This window comes from Pseudoalteromonas sp. Cn5-37 (genome assembly GCF_021532495.1).
Lineage (GTDB): Bacteria > Pseudomonadota > Gammaproteobacteria > Enterobacterales > Alteromonadaceae > Pseudoalteromonas > Pseudoalteromonas simplex.
The window spans coordinates 971542-989009 of record NZ_JAKGBA010000001.1 but is presented as its reverse complement, the minus strand read 5'-3'; the positions used below and the strand labels follow the sequence as shown (position 1 = coordinate 989009).

The following is a 17468-nucleotide window of genomic DNA, read 5'->3' as shown; positions in this document are numbered from 1 at the left end:
AAATGCAACAAAACGATTAAGGATGAATAATGGCGATTGCAAAAAAGCTTAAGCAAAAAACACGGCAGTTTATTGACTCAAAACATATGCTTAAATCGATTACGGTGGCATCATTTTTAGAGTCAACCATAGTGCCTATTCCTCTTGAAGCTGTGCTTATTCCGTTAATGCAAGCCCGCCGTGAAAAGCTTTGGTTAATTGCCTTAATGGCGACCATAGGTTGTATAATCGGTGCTATTTTTGGCTATGCCCTTGGCTATTATCTATTTGATGTAGTGGGCGATTGGGTGATTAATACCTTCTCAAACCCTGAGCAATTCGAGCAAGTTAAGCAAAAAATGCAGGCACAAGGCTTTTGGTTTGTATTGACGCTCGGTATTGTGCCCATCCCATTTCAAATTGCCATGCTTGCCGCTGGGGCTACTAAGTATTCGACTTTTCTATTTTTACTGGCAACGGTCATTGCGCGTTCAATTCGCTACTTTGCTCTTGCTGCCGTTGTTTATTACGCGGGTAATCAGGCTGAGCGAATTATTCAAAAGCACAAAACCAAAGCCTTAGTGGCTATTTCTGTGTTAGTACTGTTACTTTGGTGGCTCAGTACACTCATTTAATACACTCATTTAACAAATAAAAAATACTGATTAGGGTTATCCTGTCTATACTTTGAATTAAGGAAAGCGCTCAATAAAAACAACAGGATGACCCATGAATACCCTAGTGGCTGCACTGCCTATTTTGGTGCTGATCTGGATGATGGTAAAAAGCAGCCCCATCGCCTCTTATATTGCCTTACCCATAACAGCGCTACTCGCTGCTTTACTGCAACTGTTTTACTTTCAAGCTGATTTAAGGCTGTTGCTTGCTAATTCGTTTGCTGGTGTATTGTCTGTTATGACGCCTATTTCGATTATTGCTGGGGCTATTTTACTTAACCGCATGTTGGCAATATCAGGGGCCGAAACCACGATTAAACATTGGCTCGAATCTATTAGCAGTAATCAAGTTGCACAGTTGATGATCATCGGCTGGGCATTTGCATTTATGCTCGAAGGTGCATCGGGATTTGGCACGCCTGCGGCCATCGCTGCGCCTATTTTGGTCGGGCTTGGTTTCTCGCCTTTTAAAGTGATTGTTTTCACTCTTATTTTAAACTCGATTCCCGTATCTTTTGGTGCAGTAGGCACACCAACATGGTTTGGCTTTTCAGCGCTACAATTAGATGATGGGCAAGTGCTGGCTATTTCAAGATGGACGGCGCTTTGTCATGTTGTTGCTGCTTTGGTTATTCCTATGATTGCGCTGTGTCTTGTTTTACCACTAAAAAAGGTGCGTCAAAATAGCATATTCATTTATTTAAGTGTGTTTTCATGTGTCTTACCTTATTGGTTGTTTGCCCAGTGGAACTATGAGTTTCCATCACTGATTGGTGGTGCGGTGGGGCTATTAGTTACTATCTATTTAGCAAGTCGGGGAGTGGGGTTAGATAAGTCAGCTGTAAATGCACAAAGCACGAAAGGCAAAGCTGAGCTCACACCCAAAGCGCTATTTTTAGCATTATTCCCGTTATTACTTTTGATTGTTGTGCTGGTGATAACCCGTATTCATCAGTTGGGCATTAAAGCATTGCTTAACGACGAAACGCTCTGGCTGAGTATTCATTTGGGCTTTGCACAATTTGAATTAAGCAAAGCGCTGATCTTATCTTTACATGAGATATTTGGCACCTCAGTGGGGTGGTCGTATAAAACCTTGTTTGTACCAGCCTTGATCCCGTTTGTATTGGTGGTGCTGATCTGCGTGCCGTTACTTAAAATGAGCAAGCCACAAGTAAAGCAAATGTGCTCCGACACCTTAGGCCGTATAGCTATGCCATGTATTGCTTTGATCGGGGCGCTGGTGATGGTGAATGTTTTAATGCAAGGCGGCCATAATGCGCCCATATTTTATATGGCGAGCACCTTTGCAGATTTAAGCGGTGAGCACTGGGTGTTATTTGCCTCATACTTGGGGGCACTCGGCACTTTCTTTTCAGGCTCTGCAACCGTATCTAATCTTACCTTTGGCGGTATTCAATATGGTATTGCACAGCAAGTGGGCTTGTCAGAAACCTTAGTGCTTGCGTTGCAATCAACGGGGGCGGCGATGGGGAATATGATCTGCATTAGCAATATTATTGCTGTAGCCAGTATTGTTGGAGTGAATAATCAAGAAGGGCCCGTGCTTAAGAAAACCTTTTTGCCTATGCTAATTTACGGTGCAATAGTTGGGTGTTTTAGTTATCTATTTTACTGATTAAACATGTTCAGATAAAAAGGTGCCCAGATAAACCGAGCACCCTACAGAGTAACTTATTGAATAGCTTTTTTTACCTCGCGCCAGTCAATAATCTTAAAGTTTTGCGGTGCCTGTGGCATACGGTTGTAACCATCTTGCACAATTAGCACCCCTTCAGGGTAGCCCGGTAGTGCAGCCGGTGTGACCGTTAGGCCATCGGTTTCTGATACGCCATCTATTGCTAACTCTAGGTTATTACTGATTGCAAACTTACCCGCAAACTCAAGGCTTGGGGTATTGCCATCAATAATTTTATAAAGCACATAGCTGTAATCACCTTGGCTAGAAACCACTAAATATCGAGCATCTTTTGCGTGGTAGATTTCCATGCCTTCTACATCATCAACCAGCATATCGTTCACGGTTTGTAGCATTACAGGTTTATTTCCTGCTGTTGGCTCAGCGCCAATAAACCAAATACCTTCGTCTTCTTCACCTAAAAATAGCTGTGCGGTTTTATCATCAGCACTGCAACCTTCTGGTTGGCTTGGAACACTAAACTCGCGCACTAGTTGTGCTGATACGCTCTCATTATCACCTGTTAGTTTGTATTGCTGAAACAGGCCTGATTTGTCATTCATAAACACATAGTTGCCTGTGTTTGATGAGTACATACACATACCGTAAATTTCGTTTAGAGTCGTTGGCAGCTCAGCAAAATGTTGCACCTGATTGTGAGTATCGACGCTGTAAACACTGATGCTGTTATGAGTACGGTTACTACCTGCAATCCAGGTATTCGTTGCGTTGTTGATACTGGCATGTTGGCGCACATCAACATTATTTAAACGGCCTGTTTCTAGCGCTTGTAGCTCTTTGCCTGCAAGGTCATACACCATTAAACCGCGGCGTTTATCGGTACCTAAGATCAGGCTTTTTGCTGCATTTTTAGGGTTTACCCAAATAGCAGGGTCATCGGCGGCATCACCAAAAGCACGAACAGCATCGGTTTGCGCTTGTGCATTGATGTAAGTAACAGCCGCTGTTTTAGCGCTATTATGTTGTTTAGCCTGCCCATCTATTTGACCTTTTACATAATGACCTGATTCATCATCGTATAGCACAATATCAGCTTGATTATTGTTAAAGCGCACTGCGGCAGATTCAATCGCCAGTTCACCAGCAAATTGCCAGCTGCTAAAACGTTTAGTACTGCTTTCGTAGCGATGTAATTGGTTATCTTCAGAGGTGGTAAACCATAAGCTGCCATCTTCTGTTGTGCTTAAGCCGCCAACTTCAGGCGCTAAGCTGCCAAATGGCGACATCATAGCAAGGGGCTTTTTATCGGCGCGCGATTCAGCGTCGGCGTTAATTTGCCAAATGCCTAGCTCGCCTTCACTTAAATAAAGAGTTTTACTGTTATCATCAACCGCGCAGCCTGATGTTTCACTTACACCGGCAAACTCACGTAATTCAAGGTTTAACGCGCGCTTGCTTGCCATATCAAACACCAGTGATTCGCGGATAAGACCACGAGCGTCTGCCACAAATGCTGACACGGCTTGAGTGGTCAGGTTGGCAAATAAGCACACCGCCTCAGGTTTTGCTTTTGGTGGGCTGATACGGCTAATTTCAGTTAGTTGCCATTTAGCTGCTTTTTGTAAGCTAAAAATCACCGCTTGGTCGGCTTCGTTGTCGATGCTGGCAACAAGGTAACTGTTTTTGTCGATCGCCTTAACAGATAGCGCTTCGAAGTTACCTTTTTGTAATGCGTGCTGTTTACCAGTGACATCAATAAGTTGTAGGCCTTGGCTTTGTGAGCTTAATAGCCAAGCGTCATCAGCAAGGGCTGCTGCTTGTGAGCCTTGCATATTTTCAGTTGTGCCAAAGGCTGTTAATTGGTTTTTACTTGGTGCCTCAGTTGCCGTTGTTTGGCTACACGCTGCTAGGGTGCTTAGCATCACTGCACTGGCAACAAGATTAAGTAGTTTTTTAAAATTCATGGGATCCCCAAATATACAACAAGGCAGCAATGCGCTGCCTTAATAACTATTATGTGTATTAAAACGCGTAGCGCAGCATTAACTGAATAACAGGGCCTGCTTCTTCAGACTCCAGTTCATACTCGTCAAAGTCGCGGTTGATTTGATCATCAACCGTGTCGAACTTGTTAAAGGTTTCGTCTTTGCTTGCATCAAGTAGGTTTGAGCCCACTAAACGAAGCGTGACGTCTTGCCAGCGTTTTTCTACGAATACTTCTAGGTCTGCGCCGTAGTGTGTGGTTACTTCTTCACCCACGATACGACCATAAGCATCACCTTGTTTACGGTACGTTGCACCGAACGAAGCGCCTAAATCAGGTAGGTCTTGAATAAAACCAACGTTAAACACGTAGTCTGATTGGTCGTTGAATTTACGGCTACCGAAAGTGTCATCTACTTCTGAATCAAGCCATGAGTAGTTAAAGAATACCCCTGTGTTTGGCATGCTAATAGCGCTTAGCGGCGTTGATAAATCAAGCTCGATACCTTTTACGTTGCCATCACCGGTGTTACGCGGTTGCAAAATGTAAGTACCATCACCTTCTGAGCCTTGTTGGCCTGTATTGGCTATTTCGATAAGGTCAGTGACATCGCGATAGAACACATTAATACCCACGACGCCGCTTTTACCTAAGCGATATTCATAGCCTAAGTCCATACCCCACGATGATTCTGGTTGTAGGTCTGGGTTACCTAAAAAGTCGTTATCGCCTAGCTCTTTTTCAAGCAGAGCAGGGGTGATGTAATCAAAGTCAGGACGACGTAAGCTACGTGCAACCGATGCACTAACACGGCCGTTTTCAGAGACGTTATAGCGTAAATGTGCCGATGGTAAGAAGAAGTCATAATCGTTTTTAGCGCTTACACCTTCTACTTTGTCAGTAATGGTTGAATCAGTTGTTTCGTAGCGCACACCCAGCTCCCATGAGAAGTCTTGGTCTTCGTGCTTAACTAATGCAAATACATCTAGGCGGTCTTCCTCGAGTTTATTGACACCACCAGCGGCTGCTTCAAACTCGTTATTAAAGCCTGCCAGTGACAGTGGTGTTTTGTTGAACTGATCCCAGCTAGTAAAGCTTTGTTCGCTTTCACCTTCGGCTTGATAAACAGCAGTATCGCGCTCTTTACCTTGTACAAAGGCACCGAATTGAATCGTTTTGTTCTCGCCTGCAAATAAGCTATGTTGCCATTGTAATGACCATTCTTTGTCATCCAGGTCTACGGTTTCTTCTTCTTCCTCAAACACCATAGGTAGCTCAGAGGTATCGATTTCTACTTCTTGCTCGTAAACAGACTCTTCAAAGCTTGCAAAACCAAGCTTAAATTTACTGGTGCCACCAAAAAGGGGTAACTCATAACCCGAGTTGATGTTGTAGTTGGTTTGATCGATGAAAGATACATTGGCGTTGTCGGTCTCAAGGTTACCGCCTTCAACAATTGAGTTATTGATTGCTGTTGGATCGTCATATTCGAATGAACGCTCATCTTCAGTACGGTCGGTATCAACCCAAATCGCGCTGATATCGAACTTGCTGCCGTCATCAAAAGCTATTTCGTAGCTGGCGTTTAGCGAGGTGTCGTCACCATCGCGCGTGTCTGTTTGGTCTTCACGGTTATCGAATTCTTCGGTTTTGTAATTGGCGTTATTCTCTGGGCTGTCGCCATAGCGTAGGCTTGATTTTTGTTTTGGGTTATAACGACCTTGTAAGTTCGCACCAAGTAGTAAACGGCCGCCAGCAAACTCAGTGCCGTAAACACCAGCAAAGCTTTCTTTTAATTCGCCATCGTCATAACGCAGGCCACCTGCACGCAAGTAACCACCATCTAGGCTGTAACCGTCACGCAATACAATGTTTAGCGTGCCGGCAATGGCATCGGCAGAGCGGTTTGCACTTGAAGCACGAATAATTTCTACACGCTCAATTAGCTCGGCAGGAATACGGTCAACAAAGAATGAGCGGTCAGCACCTGCACCAGGTACTTCTTCACCGTTGATAAGCACCTTTGTGTAAGCTGGGCTTAAGCCACGCATACGTGCGCCATCAGACTCTAAAACATCCGATAAAAACGTCACACTCGGTACACGTTTTAATGCATCACCGGCAGTCAGCGGTTCAAAACGTTGAAAGTATTCTTGTGAGTATTCAAGCGTCGGTGCCAGCTCTTGTGAGCGGTTGCGATAGCCGATTTCGCCATATACAACAAGCTCTTCAGAGACTTTTACTTTTTTCTCATCGCTGCTTTGTTCGTCTTGTGCGTAAGCAGCAAATTGGCATAAGGCGAGGGCGCTTACTAACGCCTTCGTTTTAAATTGTTTCATGGGGTTGCTCCTGGTTGTCCTTGGTTTGATGAGCAAAGTACGCAGCTTAAATGACGCTAATGTGACAGAAAATCGCTAACAGCCTGTAAAAACAAGTGATTAGCGGGCTTTAAAAGTACTTTTGAGCTGCAATAACCCCATATTTTTAAGGTAAATACAGTGCTTAAGGGGTTTAACAAGGTTTGACTGTCGCTTTGCTGTCACATCATTGAGCTAATATGACCCTGCTGCTTTAAACGCTAACGAGTTAGCATGGCAGCGTGAATTATTGTTAGGTACTGAGAATGCGATATAACCCTTTTACTCATCATCGGTTTTTAACCAATGCCGTTATTGCTCTGTTTGTAATTGCGTTTTTGCTAAGCGCGCAAGCAGGAGAATTAAAGCCTCTTGCTGATATCGCATGGTTAGATATTTTAGGCGAGGGGGGCATTGTACTGATGACCCTGACTTGGATAGCTGCACTGCTTATTTCGAGGCCGCCCGGCAAAGTCACCAGCTTTTTAGTGCTAGGGCTTGGGCTTTTTATGTTTTCAGCTTCCCTTGATTTATTTGATGAGTGGTTACATCAACCAGCCAATACGTGGCTTACTTGGATTGAATCATTGCCTGCGCCGATAGGCATGATTTTCACAAGCCTTGGGCTGTATCAATGGCATCAAGAGCAATACGTACTGAATAGGCAACTAAAACGCCGTGAAGCACAGCATCGGGAGCATGAATTAGTGTGCTCAATAACCGGGCTTTACAAGGCTAATTACTTACAAGCAGTGCTAAAAGAGCAATTAAGTGAGCCGCAGCCATTGCAACTGGCCGCTATTGATATTCGTGGTTTTGCTGATTTTAACGCTGAATTTGGTTTTATCGAAGGCGACCGCTTACTCCGTGAAGTGAGCGAGCTTTTATTGATGAATTGTCGCCTTAGCGATGTGGTGTGCCGCTATGCAGGAGACTGCTTTATGGTGCTAATGCCAAATACCAGTGCAGCACAAGCGAAAGAGCTGGTGGCGCAAATTACTTCGGCGCTGAGCCATTGTGCATTTAAGGTCGAAGGCGAAAAACACGCTAAGTTTCAAGATGTAACAGCGGCCTTAGTAGGAAGTATGCAAGGCGATACACCACAAAGTTTAAGCTCGCGTTTACACGCTAAGTTACAACAACAAAAACAACAAAGAGTCAGCCACTGTGAAGCCGTATCTTAATCAAGATGACAAATACCTCACCGCACAGGGACTGATCACCACGCTGGTGGAGCTGGCCTTAAGTCGCGGCATTGCACTGCATAAGTTACTCAGAGGCACAGGGGTGTTTGAGCAAGACTTAATGAGTGTGCAGCATCAGTTTAGTATTTCGCAGCAAGTACGCTTATTGACGCAGTTTAAGCAGTTGATGAAATCCGCCGACAGTGGCTTTTTATTAGGCAGTCAACTAGCAAACGATACCTCTGTTGCCGCCCAAGGCGTGTTACATGCAGCGCATATCGGCCAAGCTTTAAAGCAGTTACACAATTTACGCATGCAACTAGCCCCTTTGTTATTTAGTTACAGTTATGTACACAACGAGCAGTACTACATTGTGCTGCAAAATGCTGTGGGCTTGGATGATGAAATAAGCCAGTACGTTATGGAAATTTACAGCGCCGCGTTTTACCAAGTTCTTAAAAAAGTGGCGGGTGAGCGAGTACCTTGTCAGTTTGAGTTTGCCTATAAACGTGCCAGACATAGCCAAGAATACGAGCAGCATTTGGGCCTTAAAGTTGCTTTTGAAAAGCCTATAACCCGCTGGGTATTAAATAAACACGCGCTTAGGCTTACTAACCCCGCGTTTAGTAGTTTTCGGTTCTCACAAATTAACTCGCAGCTAGCGGCATTAGATTCAGCAAATAGCACTTTTGTGGAAGCCGTAAGCCGATTAATTTATCAAAATCCGGCGTTAAATTTAGACCAAGTCGCCAGCCAATTTGCTATGAGCCCTGCAACTTTCAAGCGTAAATTAAAAGCTCATTGCGTACGTTTTTCTACCTTGTATGATGAGCAAAGTAAGCGCAAAGCGATTTACCTACTTGCCATGCGCGAGCAATGCAATGAGCAAGTTGCCATGCGCTTATCATTTTATGATATTGCTAATTTCAGACGAGCGTTTAAACGCTGGACCGGGCTTACGCCAAGTCAATTGAAGGGGTAAGAAAGCCCGCTCTTATCGCTAAGAGCGAGCGTGCAGTTAAAGGGTTTCTAAAAATGCGATGAGTGCATTTTTTTCATCCTTACTGAGCTCTAACTTATGCAGTAACTCAGTTGTCTGTGGGTAGTTTGGATCATCTTTAAATTTTTTTTGCGGTTTTGGCCTTGCTCCACCTGCGTTGTAGAAGTTGACTATCCCTAGCAAGCTTTGAAAGCCACCATGGTGCATCCAAGGCGTACTTTGTTGTAACGCTAAAAGAGAAGGGGTTCTAAACTTGCCTATATCAGCTGGGTCTTGGGTGGCATCAAAACGGCCTAAATCTTGAAGTTTTCGACCATAAAAATGCAGCCCTGTAACATGGAATTCATTGTCGCTGAGTAAAGCACCTTCATGACAAGTCATACACCTCGCCTTGGTTCTAAATAGATGTAAGCCTTCAAGTTGTTGATCGTCTAAAAGTGCAACCGCTTCACTAGGACTCGTTTGCGCTTTATCGATAAAGCGTGTGAATAATGATTCTGGAATATCAAAGGTACGTTCAAAGGCAACAAGCGCAAGAGCCAATAGTTCTTTGTTTAGTGCTTCTTTGCCAAAGGCATTGAATACTGGGCTTTTATAGTCCTCAGCACTGTTTACTTTGTTAAGCACAAGATCAACAGAAGTGCCCATTTCTATCGGGTTTTCAATCGGCATTAATGCCTGCTCTGTCGCAGTTTTAGCCCTGCCATCCCAAAAGAAACTTTGCCAATGGTCAACACCAATAATGGCTTGGGTATTTCGGGTGCCCACTTGGCCATCAATGCCGACAGCTAGTTTTCGCCTATCTGAGAATGCTAAACGAGACTCATGACAGCTTGCGCAGCTTACCGTGTTATCTCGTGACAAACGGGTATCGTTAAATAGCTTTTCGCCTAATGTGATGATCTCATCACTTTGATTAAACGGTTTAGCTTTTAAAGGTTTGAGCGGGGCAGCTGGCACATCTTTACTGCTAATAATCGCAGGCCACTCATGCTGTGGCTTTGCGTATAACTTGCGTAATGATTGCTCTTGTGTGAAGGCGCTCGTTGTAAAAATGCCGCAAGTTAAGAGAAATAACCATTTATTCATAGTTATAAGATACCCCTAACCAAAACATTCTACCTGGTTCAATACCTGAATTTCCTTCTGTAATAGCGTGACTTCTGGCATTAAATAAGTTACTAACATCAAGTCGAACTTCAAGAGATTGAGATTGGCTAACCTGATACTCCCAACGGCTACTTAAGGCAAATATAATACGAGCGTCAAAGGTATGTGCTTCATATTTGGATATATATATATCGGTCGAACCACACGTAGCACATTCACTTCCAATGCCTATTCTTTGATCGTTACTAGACTTAATAGCGGTTGTATAACTACCGCTGTAGGTTGCTGTTAGACCAGTTGAAAAAGTATCAGTCCAGTTGGCATTCCAACCAAAGTTAGCAGTTACTGGGCGACCAAAATTCGCTTTAAGGGTATCTAACTCAGATAAGCTCATCAGCTCACCCTCATAGTAAACCAGTGTTTCAACAGGCGTGTTATCGGGTGTTGCAGTGTAGTCGCTATTGCTTTCACTGTTTTGGCTATAAGATGCATTAGCCCATATTGAATGGTCGTTAAATTTGGCATCCCAAGATAGCGAGTAACGCTCGCTTTCACCTGTACCATTATTATAAATAGTAATATATTTAAAACCGTCATTTTTTAGGTTGGTTTCTTCGTTTCTCGCTAATTGTTCTTTTTTGTTACGGTGCACATATTTTAATGCAAAGTTACCGAAATCTTCTGTCGCGTGACGAAGACCTAAGGCAATTTCATCATCGTAAGGACTTTTTACGTCGTCATAGATATAGCGGAAGTTACCTGTGTAAGAAGAAGGAAGCCAAGCTTGTAAATAACCGTTTTGAATAGGGCGATACTCACGATAAGCAAACTTTTGTTGCTCTTTAATTTTATAACCGAGTAGGCCCGCATCGTAATAACGGTTTAAACCCGCGGTCAATAGTGTATTGCCATCGTTAAATACGTCATAACCCATTGATAAGCGTGGCGCGATATTGTGATTTTTGAAAAAATCATCGTAGTCGTATCTAACACCTAAATGAAAATCAAACTGTTTCCAGGTGATCACATCGGTGGCATATAGTGCCGCTTTATTTAAGCTTACGTCTATTTGTTCACTGGGTGTGACTAAACGTGAGTTAAAATACTGAGCTGTTGTCGCTACGTTATTCGAGTAGGCAAGTAAGTGCTCTGGATTATTAAAATCGATACTGCCACCTAATTGCTCGGCAAGGGTATCTAAATCAACATAAAAATTTTGCTCAACACAATCAAGGGTATAGCCACTACAGTTTAGTTGTGCGTTGGTTGATGAGTATTGAATTGGCGAGTCATACTTATAATAGTTTTGTTGGCGGGTACGCTCATAGTTTTGATGGTTGAGTTCAGCGCCCACGCGAATTGCGTGCTCAGTATTGCCCCAACTTTTACGCTCAAGTGTTAGGGAATTTCGCCAATTAAAGCTAGTTTGCGTGTTATCAAGATTGCCATAACCGCCGTATCTTGAAACAGGAGTTGAATCAGGGCTCTGATCGGCTAATTGACCCCACTCTTTGCCTTTTGCTTGAAGCCAAGTATAAAAATGCGCAGGCCCTGTGCGATTATTATCACTTTGGCTCATATTAAACTTACTGCTGAAGTGACCAAAGCGTGTTTCTTCAGCTAAATTAGCCGTAAAACCAAAGCTTCCTCCTTCGACTTGGTAGTCACTATTAAGCACGTCTTTCAAGTATGAATCTGAAGTATAAGGGGCATACATAACGCTTAAATCGAGTGAATCAACCCAGCCATCGCGATAGCTGTATTTAAGTAATGCATTGATGTTTTCTCTACTTTCGACCTTTTGTGCTGAAAGCGAAACATCTGAGATATCACTTTTTAAATAGCTTACGCTTAGCAATAAGGCATGCTTGTCAGTCAACTCTTTTTGAATTGAAAAATCGATATTGGTTTTTTCATAGGTTGGTGGCTCAAGGGCGTCTTTGCCCTCAGCGGTGTCATCTGGCTCATCATTATCGATTATATGGTACTCCCCCCAATCACTGCGATTACCACGAATACCTAAGCTTACACGTGTTTCTCTAGAGAAAGCAGATATCGTTTCGGCATCAATCACGCCACCAGAAAAGTCGCCAAAGTCTGCTGGAATGTTGTGATCGTACACAGTAATTGACTCTACGATTTGACTGTTAATATTCATGCTTTGCACACCGCCTGACACCTCATTTTCAGAGGCGCCAATGCGGCTCGCACTGGCAGGATCAAGACGATTGTTATAGTTCATGCCATCAATCATAAAGCCTGTTTGCCAAGGCTTTGCACCCGAAATACTAATTTCAGGGGCACTAATTTCCGCAAGGTTATCAATCGAGTAGTAGTCTTCACTTAATTGCACGCCCGGCAGTAAGGCAATCAATTCGTTGATATCACCATTACCTTTTGGAGTTGCTTCAATAAAGTTTCTATCTAAATAGGCGCGACCAATTACTTCAGGTACTTCAATCCCTATGTATTGCCCTTTAATGGTAATGCGCTCTACCTCTTGATCTGAGCATTGCTTATTGTTCTTATCATTACATTGAGGATTTGTTGCTTGTTGCTTTACTTCATTAGCGTGTATAGGGGCATTAAGTAAAAGCATCAAACACGCTGATAAGTAGCGCATTTGCATGGTAAAACTCCTGAAATACAAGTGATTAGATTAAAATAGGAACAGTCAAATGACTTGTAAGGCTTCATTGCATTTTTTAAATGCTGCTTTTATTGCGCATTACACATAAAAGTAAATGATGAAAAATTACAATGCTAAACATACGAAGAGATTTCGGATGTGTTTTAAAGTTTGACTTTCTATTGAATATAAAATTTTTTTCTTAATGTTATTGAATAATAATGCGAGGCAAGGCGACCTCGCATTATTGTGATGTTGTTATTCTCCTAAAGGAGTCACATCGATACTATCTTCAATACCATCATTGTCGGCATCGTTATCAGCAATTAAGCCCGATTCAGCAATTGCTTGCTCTGATGCGCTGGATAGGAAGAAGTTAGGTTTGCCATCGTGGTCTGTATCGATACTTGCGATCGAAGATGCAGGGAAGTCATCTTTTTTAGCTACTAAGTTAGCATAAAGGGCTGTAAGTGATAGCTTATCTGCTTCTGCATTGACTGAGTGATCGATTAATTCTTTTACTGCGGCATCATTGCCAAGTCGGGCCTGAAAAGTAAGCAATGTTTCAAGGTTACTTTGAATAACTTTATCGGTTTGTAAGAGTACAAACGTATTTGCATTGGCTACGAATGGCTTTAACATTTCAATTGTTTCAGCATAAGCTGAAGCATACTGCTCGTTATTTACTTGGAATCTAGCTAATGATGAGGTGAGAGAATAGCTTTTGAATAGTCCACCACTTGTTTCGCTATTACTAAGTGTCGCGTAAAGTACTTTATCAAGTAGAGTTTTATAGTCATTAATATCAAGGTTTGATTGTTCTGATTGCAGTGTGGTTAAACTGATATCTAACCAATTTAACGCCATATCAATTAGCCCAGCTTGCACAAGGTATCCGAGTGAACTCAATCGCCATTCTATTTGTGTTTGTTTTTCTTCAATTAAGTTAATTTGAGTGTTAAGTCTTTCTGCGGTGATGGCTACCGAGTCATTCTGAGATACAAATCCAAAAATAGCTAACTGCTGATTTAAAGCATAAGCAGCAGAGGAAGTACTAAAGTTAGTGTTATTTTCTATAAAGTAAGAATCTATAACCTCAGCACAGCGTTGTGCAAAAATATTTGCTTGTTCTTCCCCACCTAAACTAAGGGTAAAGTCGACAAGGCCGCCACAACCGAATATTCCGGTGACATAATATGCGTTAGTTTCATTTAACACATACTCTTCAGAAAATAGGATGTTTGCGGCGTAATCCGTCAGAATTAGGCCAAGTTCATTTTCACCTCGAACTCGAAGAATATCAGCAGCACCTGGTTGGCCTGATGAAGTTATAAGTGTTTGATAGAAACTTTTTGCATTAGGTGTTTCGCCACTCATAAAGTATTCTTTAGCGTTTTGCACCGCATCCTCTATGGAGATACCCGCTTGTAGTTTGTTAGCTACTTCATAAGCAAAAGAAAATTCAATAGCATCATCTTTGTCATCTTGATCTGTAAGTAAAGCAAAGGCTGGGTTATTTGAAAGCTCTACATCATATAAAGCTTTAATATTTGCTGTTAACACTTCTAATGGATAGGTGTATGTCGCTAAAGTTGCTTCTGCATATGGGCTTGCAGTAAAGCTATATGTATTATCGAATCCAACAACACCATAATATGAAAGCGCTAAGTTCGTATAATATTTTGCCAAATCAACTTCATTGAGCTGTATAAAAGATTGAGCAGCCCATGCAATGTAAAGCACTCTCATACGCTCAGTTGGTTGGCCTTTGTAGTCACCTGATTTTTGAGTAAAATAACCGATTTTTTCACTTAACTCGGCCATGGCTTGGGTGACTTTTACTCCTTCATTTCTTACTGTTTCTGTGTGAGTCGCTGCGTATTGATCTTTAGAAGATTCAACGGTTTTTTTGATTGCAGATATAAATCTAATATAAGTCGCATTATATTCTTCTGTATAAACCTCATTTGCATAAAGTTTAAGTGTGTCTAACATGGCTTGAGCGTATTCGGTTTGGCCAGCTGTGTTGTATTGATTGGTTAGAGTCAGATAAAACCCCGGATCTGAGCTGCTGATGTTATCTAGGCCTTTTTCAGCAAGGTACTGATTGTAAAGAGTTGCAGCATCTTGTCTAAACGTTAAAGCCCTCTCGCTTAAACTTACTAAATCAAGAGATTTAGCTGCATCTAAATAGGCTTTTGCTTTTGTGTCTATTGCTGAAATTTTGCTGAAGTGTTCGTCTGCTTTCTCAGCAAAGCCTGCAATAAGATAACCAATAGCTAATTGTGTGTTTACTTCGTCCATGTAAACATCATCATTGATATTGTCACTAATCGCTTGTGCTTGTTTTAAATGAGAGTTATTTGAGCTGTAGTAGTAATTAAGTTTATCTTCGTTAGTCACATAGGACGGTTTTAATTCAATGGTTGCGCTGATAGGCGAGCTAATAATGCCATCGGTAAATTCGATAACAAAACTGTCATTAATTTCTGACAACGTATCAGCTGTGAATAGAAATTCACCCGTTTGTTCATCTAGAGTAAGGGTGCCGTTGGCAGGGGCCGTTACTAAAGAAACAGTCACAGTGTCACCGTCAACATCATTAAATACTAATGTGCCTTCAGTCGTTGTTGAGGTGGTTACAGTGATTGACTGGCTCGTAAGCGTTGGTGCATCGTTAACGTTATTAACCGTAAAAGTAAGTACTGCATCAGTACTTAAGCTGCCATCAGTGGCGGTAACGGTTACTGTGTCTTGGCCTGCAAAATCTTCTTTTGGGGTATAGCTAAAACTACCATCAGCATTTAAAGCAAATATCCCGTTACTTGCTGCAGAGCCGAGGGTATAGCTAACAGCATTATCACCTGTTGCCACAACTTGACCTGTAATAGATGTATCTTCATCTAGAGTGAACGCTGAGTTGCTGGTGAACTCAGGTGCATTATTACTATCTGAACCGCCACAGCCAGTGAGTGCAAATGCAATCACAAGTGGTAAATACTTTATTCTATTAGTCATGTTTATACCCGCATTTATTATTGGTAATTTCAAAAGGGAGGGAATGTTATCATTATAATACGAATGATAATAGATCTTAATAGCGTTTATTTGTGCATTTTTATGCAACTGTAGTGACTCAGACTTGAAAGCTTAGGTAGAAACTATGTTTTCCATCTGAGAATAATCGCATCATTGAAAATTAAAGCTAATTCATAGCAGTTATTTTTCCCGAGCTGCGTTAGACTATTGTTATTGATGTAATTAACCGAGGTCTCAAATGATTGAGTATCCTGTTGACCAACTCCCCCAGTTAATTGATGACTTGCTTCAGTGTGACACTACAACGCGTAAAAATAAGTTACTCGCTGATGCTAAAGAAAAGCTTTCTACAGAACATTTATCTTTATTGTTTGAAGCGCTACCTAAAGAGCAACGTCTAGAGATTTGGCAATTACTCGATGAAGACACGCAACATGAAATCTTCATTAACTTAGGCGGTGATAGCTGTCGCTGGTTATTGCAAAGCTTAGATGAAGCTGAAGGTTTTAAGCTACTTGACGAAGTGAGCGTAGAAGAATTACTTGAACTCGAAGAAATTATTCCTGAGCGCTTTGTTGATTATGCACGTAAACAACTTGATGAAGTTCAAACAAAGCAGTACGACCTTGCACAGCAATATAACCCAGAGCAGTTAGGTCACTGGCTCGATTTTGATGCGCTAAAAGTATCAGAAAAACTCACCGTGGCTGGCGCGCGTAAAATTTTTCAAAAAGGCTTACCGCAATACACCGAGGTGATTTATTTGGTCAGTCGCAAAGGTACATTAATTGGTGAAGTGGCAATTAATGCATTATTCAAAGCCAATGATAACGACAGCCTGCTTGATTACGCGAACCTTGATGTATCGGCTTTACATGCTGATGACGACCTATACGAAGCTGCTGAAGTGGTTATTCATAGTGAACAAATGGCGATGCCTGTTGTGAATGCCGATAACAAATTATTAGGCCGATTGTCAGTGTCATCTGCTTATGAATTGCGTCAAGAAGTGACCGACGAAGCCGCTGCAAAAGCCGGTGGTCTTCGTGAAGACGAGGATCTGTTCTCAAGTGTCACTAAGTCGGCAAAAAACCGCGGTATTTGGCTTGGTATAAACCTAGCAACGGCATTTTTAGCATCTTGGTTTATTGGTTTGTTTGGCGCAACCATAGAGCAAGTGGTTGCGCTGGCGGTACTGATGCCAGTTGTTGCCTCTATGGGTGGGATTGCAGGTAGTCAGACGTTAACGGTTATTGTACGCGGTCTAGCACTTGGTCAGGTTACCGACTCCAACCGCAAAGCACTGTTAAAGAAAGAGCTAAGAGTAGGGGCATTAAACGGCTGTGTTTGGGCCTTTGTGATTGGTGTACTCACTTATTTTTGGTTCAACGATGGTATGTTAAGTTTAACAATCACTATCGCTATTTTACTTAACTTAGTTGCCGCGTCGTTATCAGGGGTGGTGATCCCATCGATTTTAGATAAGCTTAAAATTGATCCAGCCCTTTCAGGTTCTGTGATCCTTACCACAGTCACCGATATTGTTGGTTTTGTCACTTTCCTTGGCCTGGGTAGTCTTCTTTTACTTTAAGTGGTTAATGCGCTGGCTAAGATAATTAGCCAGCTTCATTTCGATTATGCTGTTTCTTTACGGGTATTGGTTGCAATTACCTACAATTCCAATATCACGACGTTTTGTTTTGCCATCAAAGGTCCAAGTTGAATTGTTCTAACTTATACAAGTGACTATTCGAATTTATTCATTATTTAGCGTCTCTATTAAGATACTGGATTAGAACTATTGTCGGTTACATTTATTAATTTAGTTAAAAAATACTGTTATAAAGCA

At 42.1% G+C, this 17468-nt stretch carries 10 protein-coding genes; 5 read left to right on the top strand and 5 right to left on the bottom strand.

The window, feature by feature from the left end; all coding sequences use genetic code 11:
- Positions 1 to 29: 29 nt before the first annotated feature.
- Both L1266_RS04470 and L1266_RS04465 read left to right on the top strand, forming a co-directional pair.
- The gene (locus tag L1266_RS04470; RefSeq protein ID WP_235376960.1) at positions 30 to 614 is read left to right on the top strand and encodes a YqaA family protein; all 585 of its coding nucleotides are present in this window, start codon (positions 30 to 32) and stop codon (positions 612 to 614) included.
- A gap of 94 nt (positions 615 to 708) precedes the next feature.
- Positions 709 to 2295 (top strand): L-lactate permease, encoded by a 1587-nt coding sequence (locus tag L1266_RS04465; RefSeq protein WP_235376959.1) that lies wholly within the window; start codon positions 709 to 711, stop codon positions 2293 to 2295.
- 56 nt (positions 2296 to 2351) lie between these two features.
- Here the strand turns inward: L1266_RS04465 and L1266_RS04460 are convergent, their stop codons facing one another.
- Together L1266_RS04460 and L1266_RS04455 are read right to left on the bottom strand one after the other, a co-directional pair.
- Positions 2352 to 4280 (bottom strand): phytase, encoded by a 1929-nt coding sequence (locus L1266_RS04460; RefSeq protein ID WP_187489938.1) that lies wholly within the window; start codon positions 4278 to 4280, stop codon positions 2352 to 2354.
- Between the two features lie 58 nt (positions 4281 to 4338).
- Entirely contained in the window at positions 4339 to 6639 is a 2301-nt protein-coding gene (locus tag L1266_RS04455; protein ID WP_187489937.1) for a TonB-dependent receptor plug domain-containing protein, read from the bottom strand.
- A 284-nt stretch (positions 6640 to 6923) separates the two neighbouring features.
- On the opposite strand from L1266_RS04455, the gene L1266_RS04450 reads away from it, so the two are divergent.
- On the top strand, positions 6924 to 7841 hold the full coding sequence (locus tag L1266_RS04450; protein ID WP_187489936.1) for a GGDEF domain-containing protein: 918 nt from the start codon (positions 6924 to 6926) through the stop codon (positions 7839 to 7841).
- Positions 7825 to 8823, top strand: a complete 999-nt coding sequence (locus L1266_RS04445; protein WP_235376958.1) for a helix-turn-helix domain-containing protein — start codon at positions 7825 to 7827, stop codon at positions 8821 to 8823. The genes L1266_RS04450 and L1266_RS04445 overlap by 17 nt, the downstream gene beginning before the upstream one ends.
- 36 nt (positions 8824 to 8859) lie before the next feature.
- On the opposite strand, the gene L1266_RS04440 is transcribed toward L1266_RS04445, so the two are convergent.
- From L1266_RS04440 to L1266_RS04430, 3 genes are all read right to left on the bottom strand, one after another.
- A complete protein-coding gene (locus L1266_RS04440) occupies positions 8860 to 9930 on the bottom strand; it encodes a cytochrome-c peroxidase (protein ID WP_235376957.1) in 1071 nt (356 codons plus the stop codon).
- Complete coding sequence (locus tag L1266_RS04435) at positions 9923 to 12580, bottom strand: TonB-dependent receptor plug domain-containing protein (protein WP_235376956.1); 2658 nt, start codon at positions 12578 to 12580, stop codon at positions 9923 to 9925. Before L1266_RS04435 ends, L1266_RS04440 begins: the two co-directional genes overlap by 8 nt.
- A 258-nt stretch (positions 12581 to 12838) precedes the next feature.
- On the bottom strand, positions 12839 to 15598 hold the full coding sequence (locus L1266_RS04430; RefSeq protein WP_235376955.1) for a cadherin-like domain-containing protein: 2760 nt from the start codon (positions 15596 to 15598) through the stop codon (positions 12839 to 12841).
- Between the two features lie 259 nt (positions 15599 to 15857).
- Between L1266_RS04430 and L1266_RS04425 the strand changes: the two genes are divergently transcribed.
- Positions 15858 to 17210 carry a magnesium transporter gene (locus L1266_RS04425; protein ID WP_054551829.1) on the top strand — a complete coding sequence of 451 codons (1353 nt, stop codon included), beginning with the start codon at positions 15858 to 15860 and terminating at the stop codon, positions 17208 to 17210.
- The last annotated feature ends 258 nt before the right edge of the window (positions 17211 to 17468 follow it).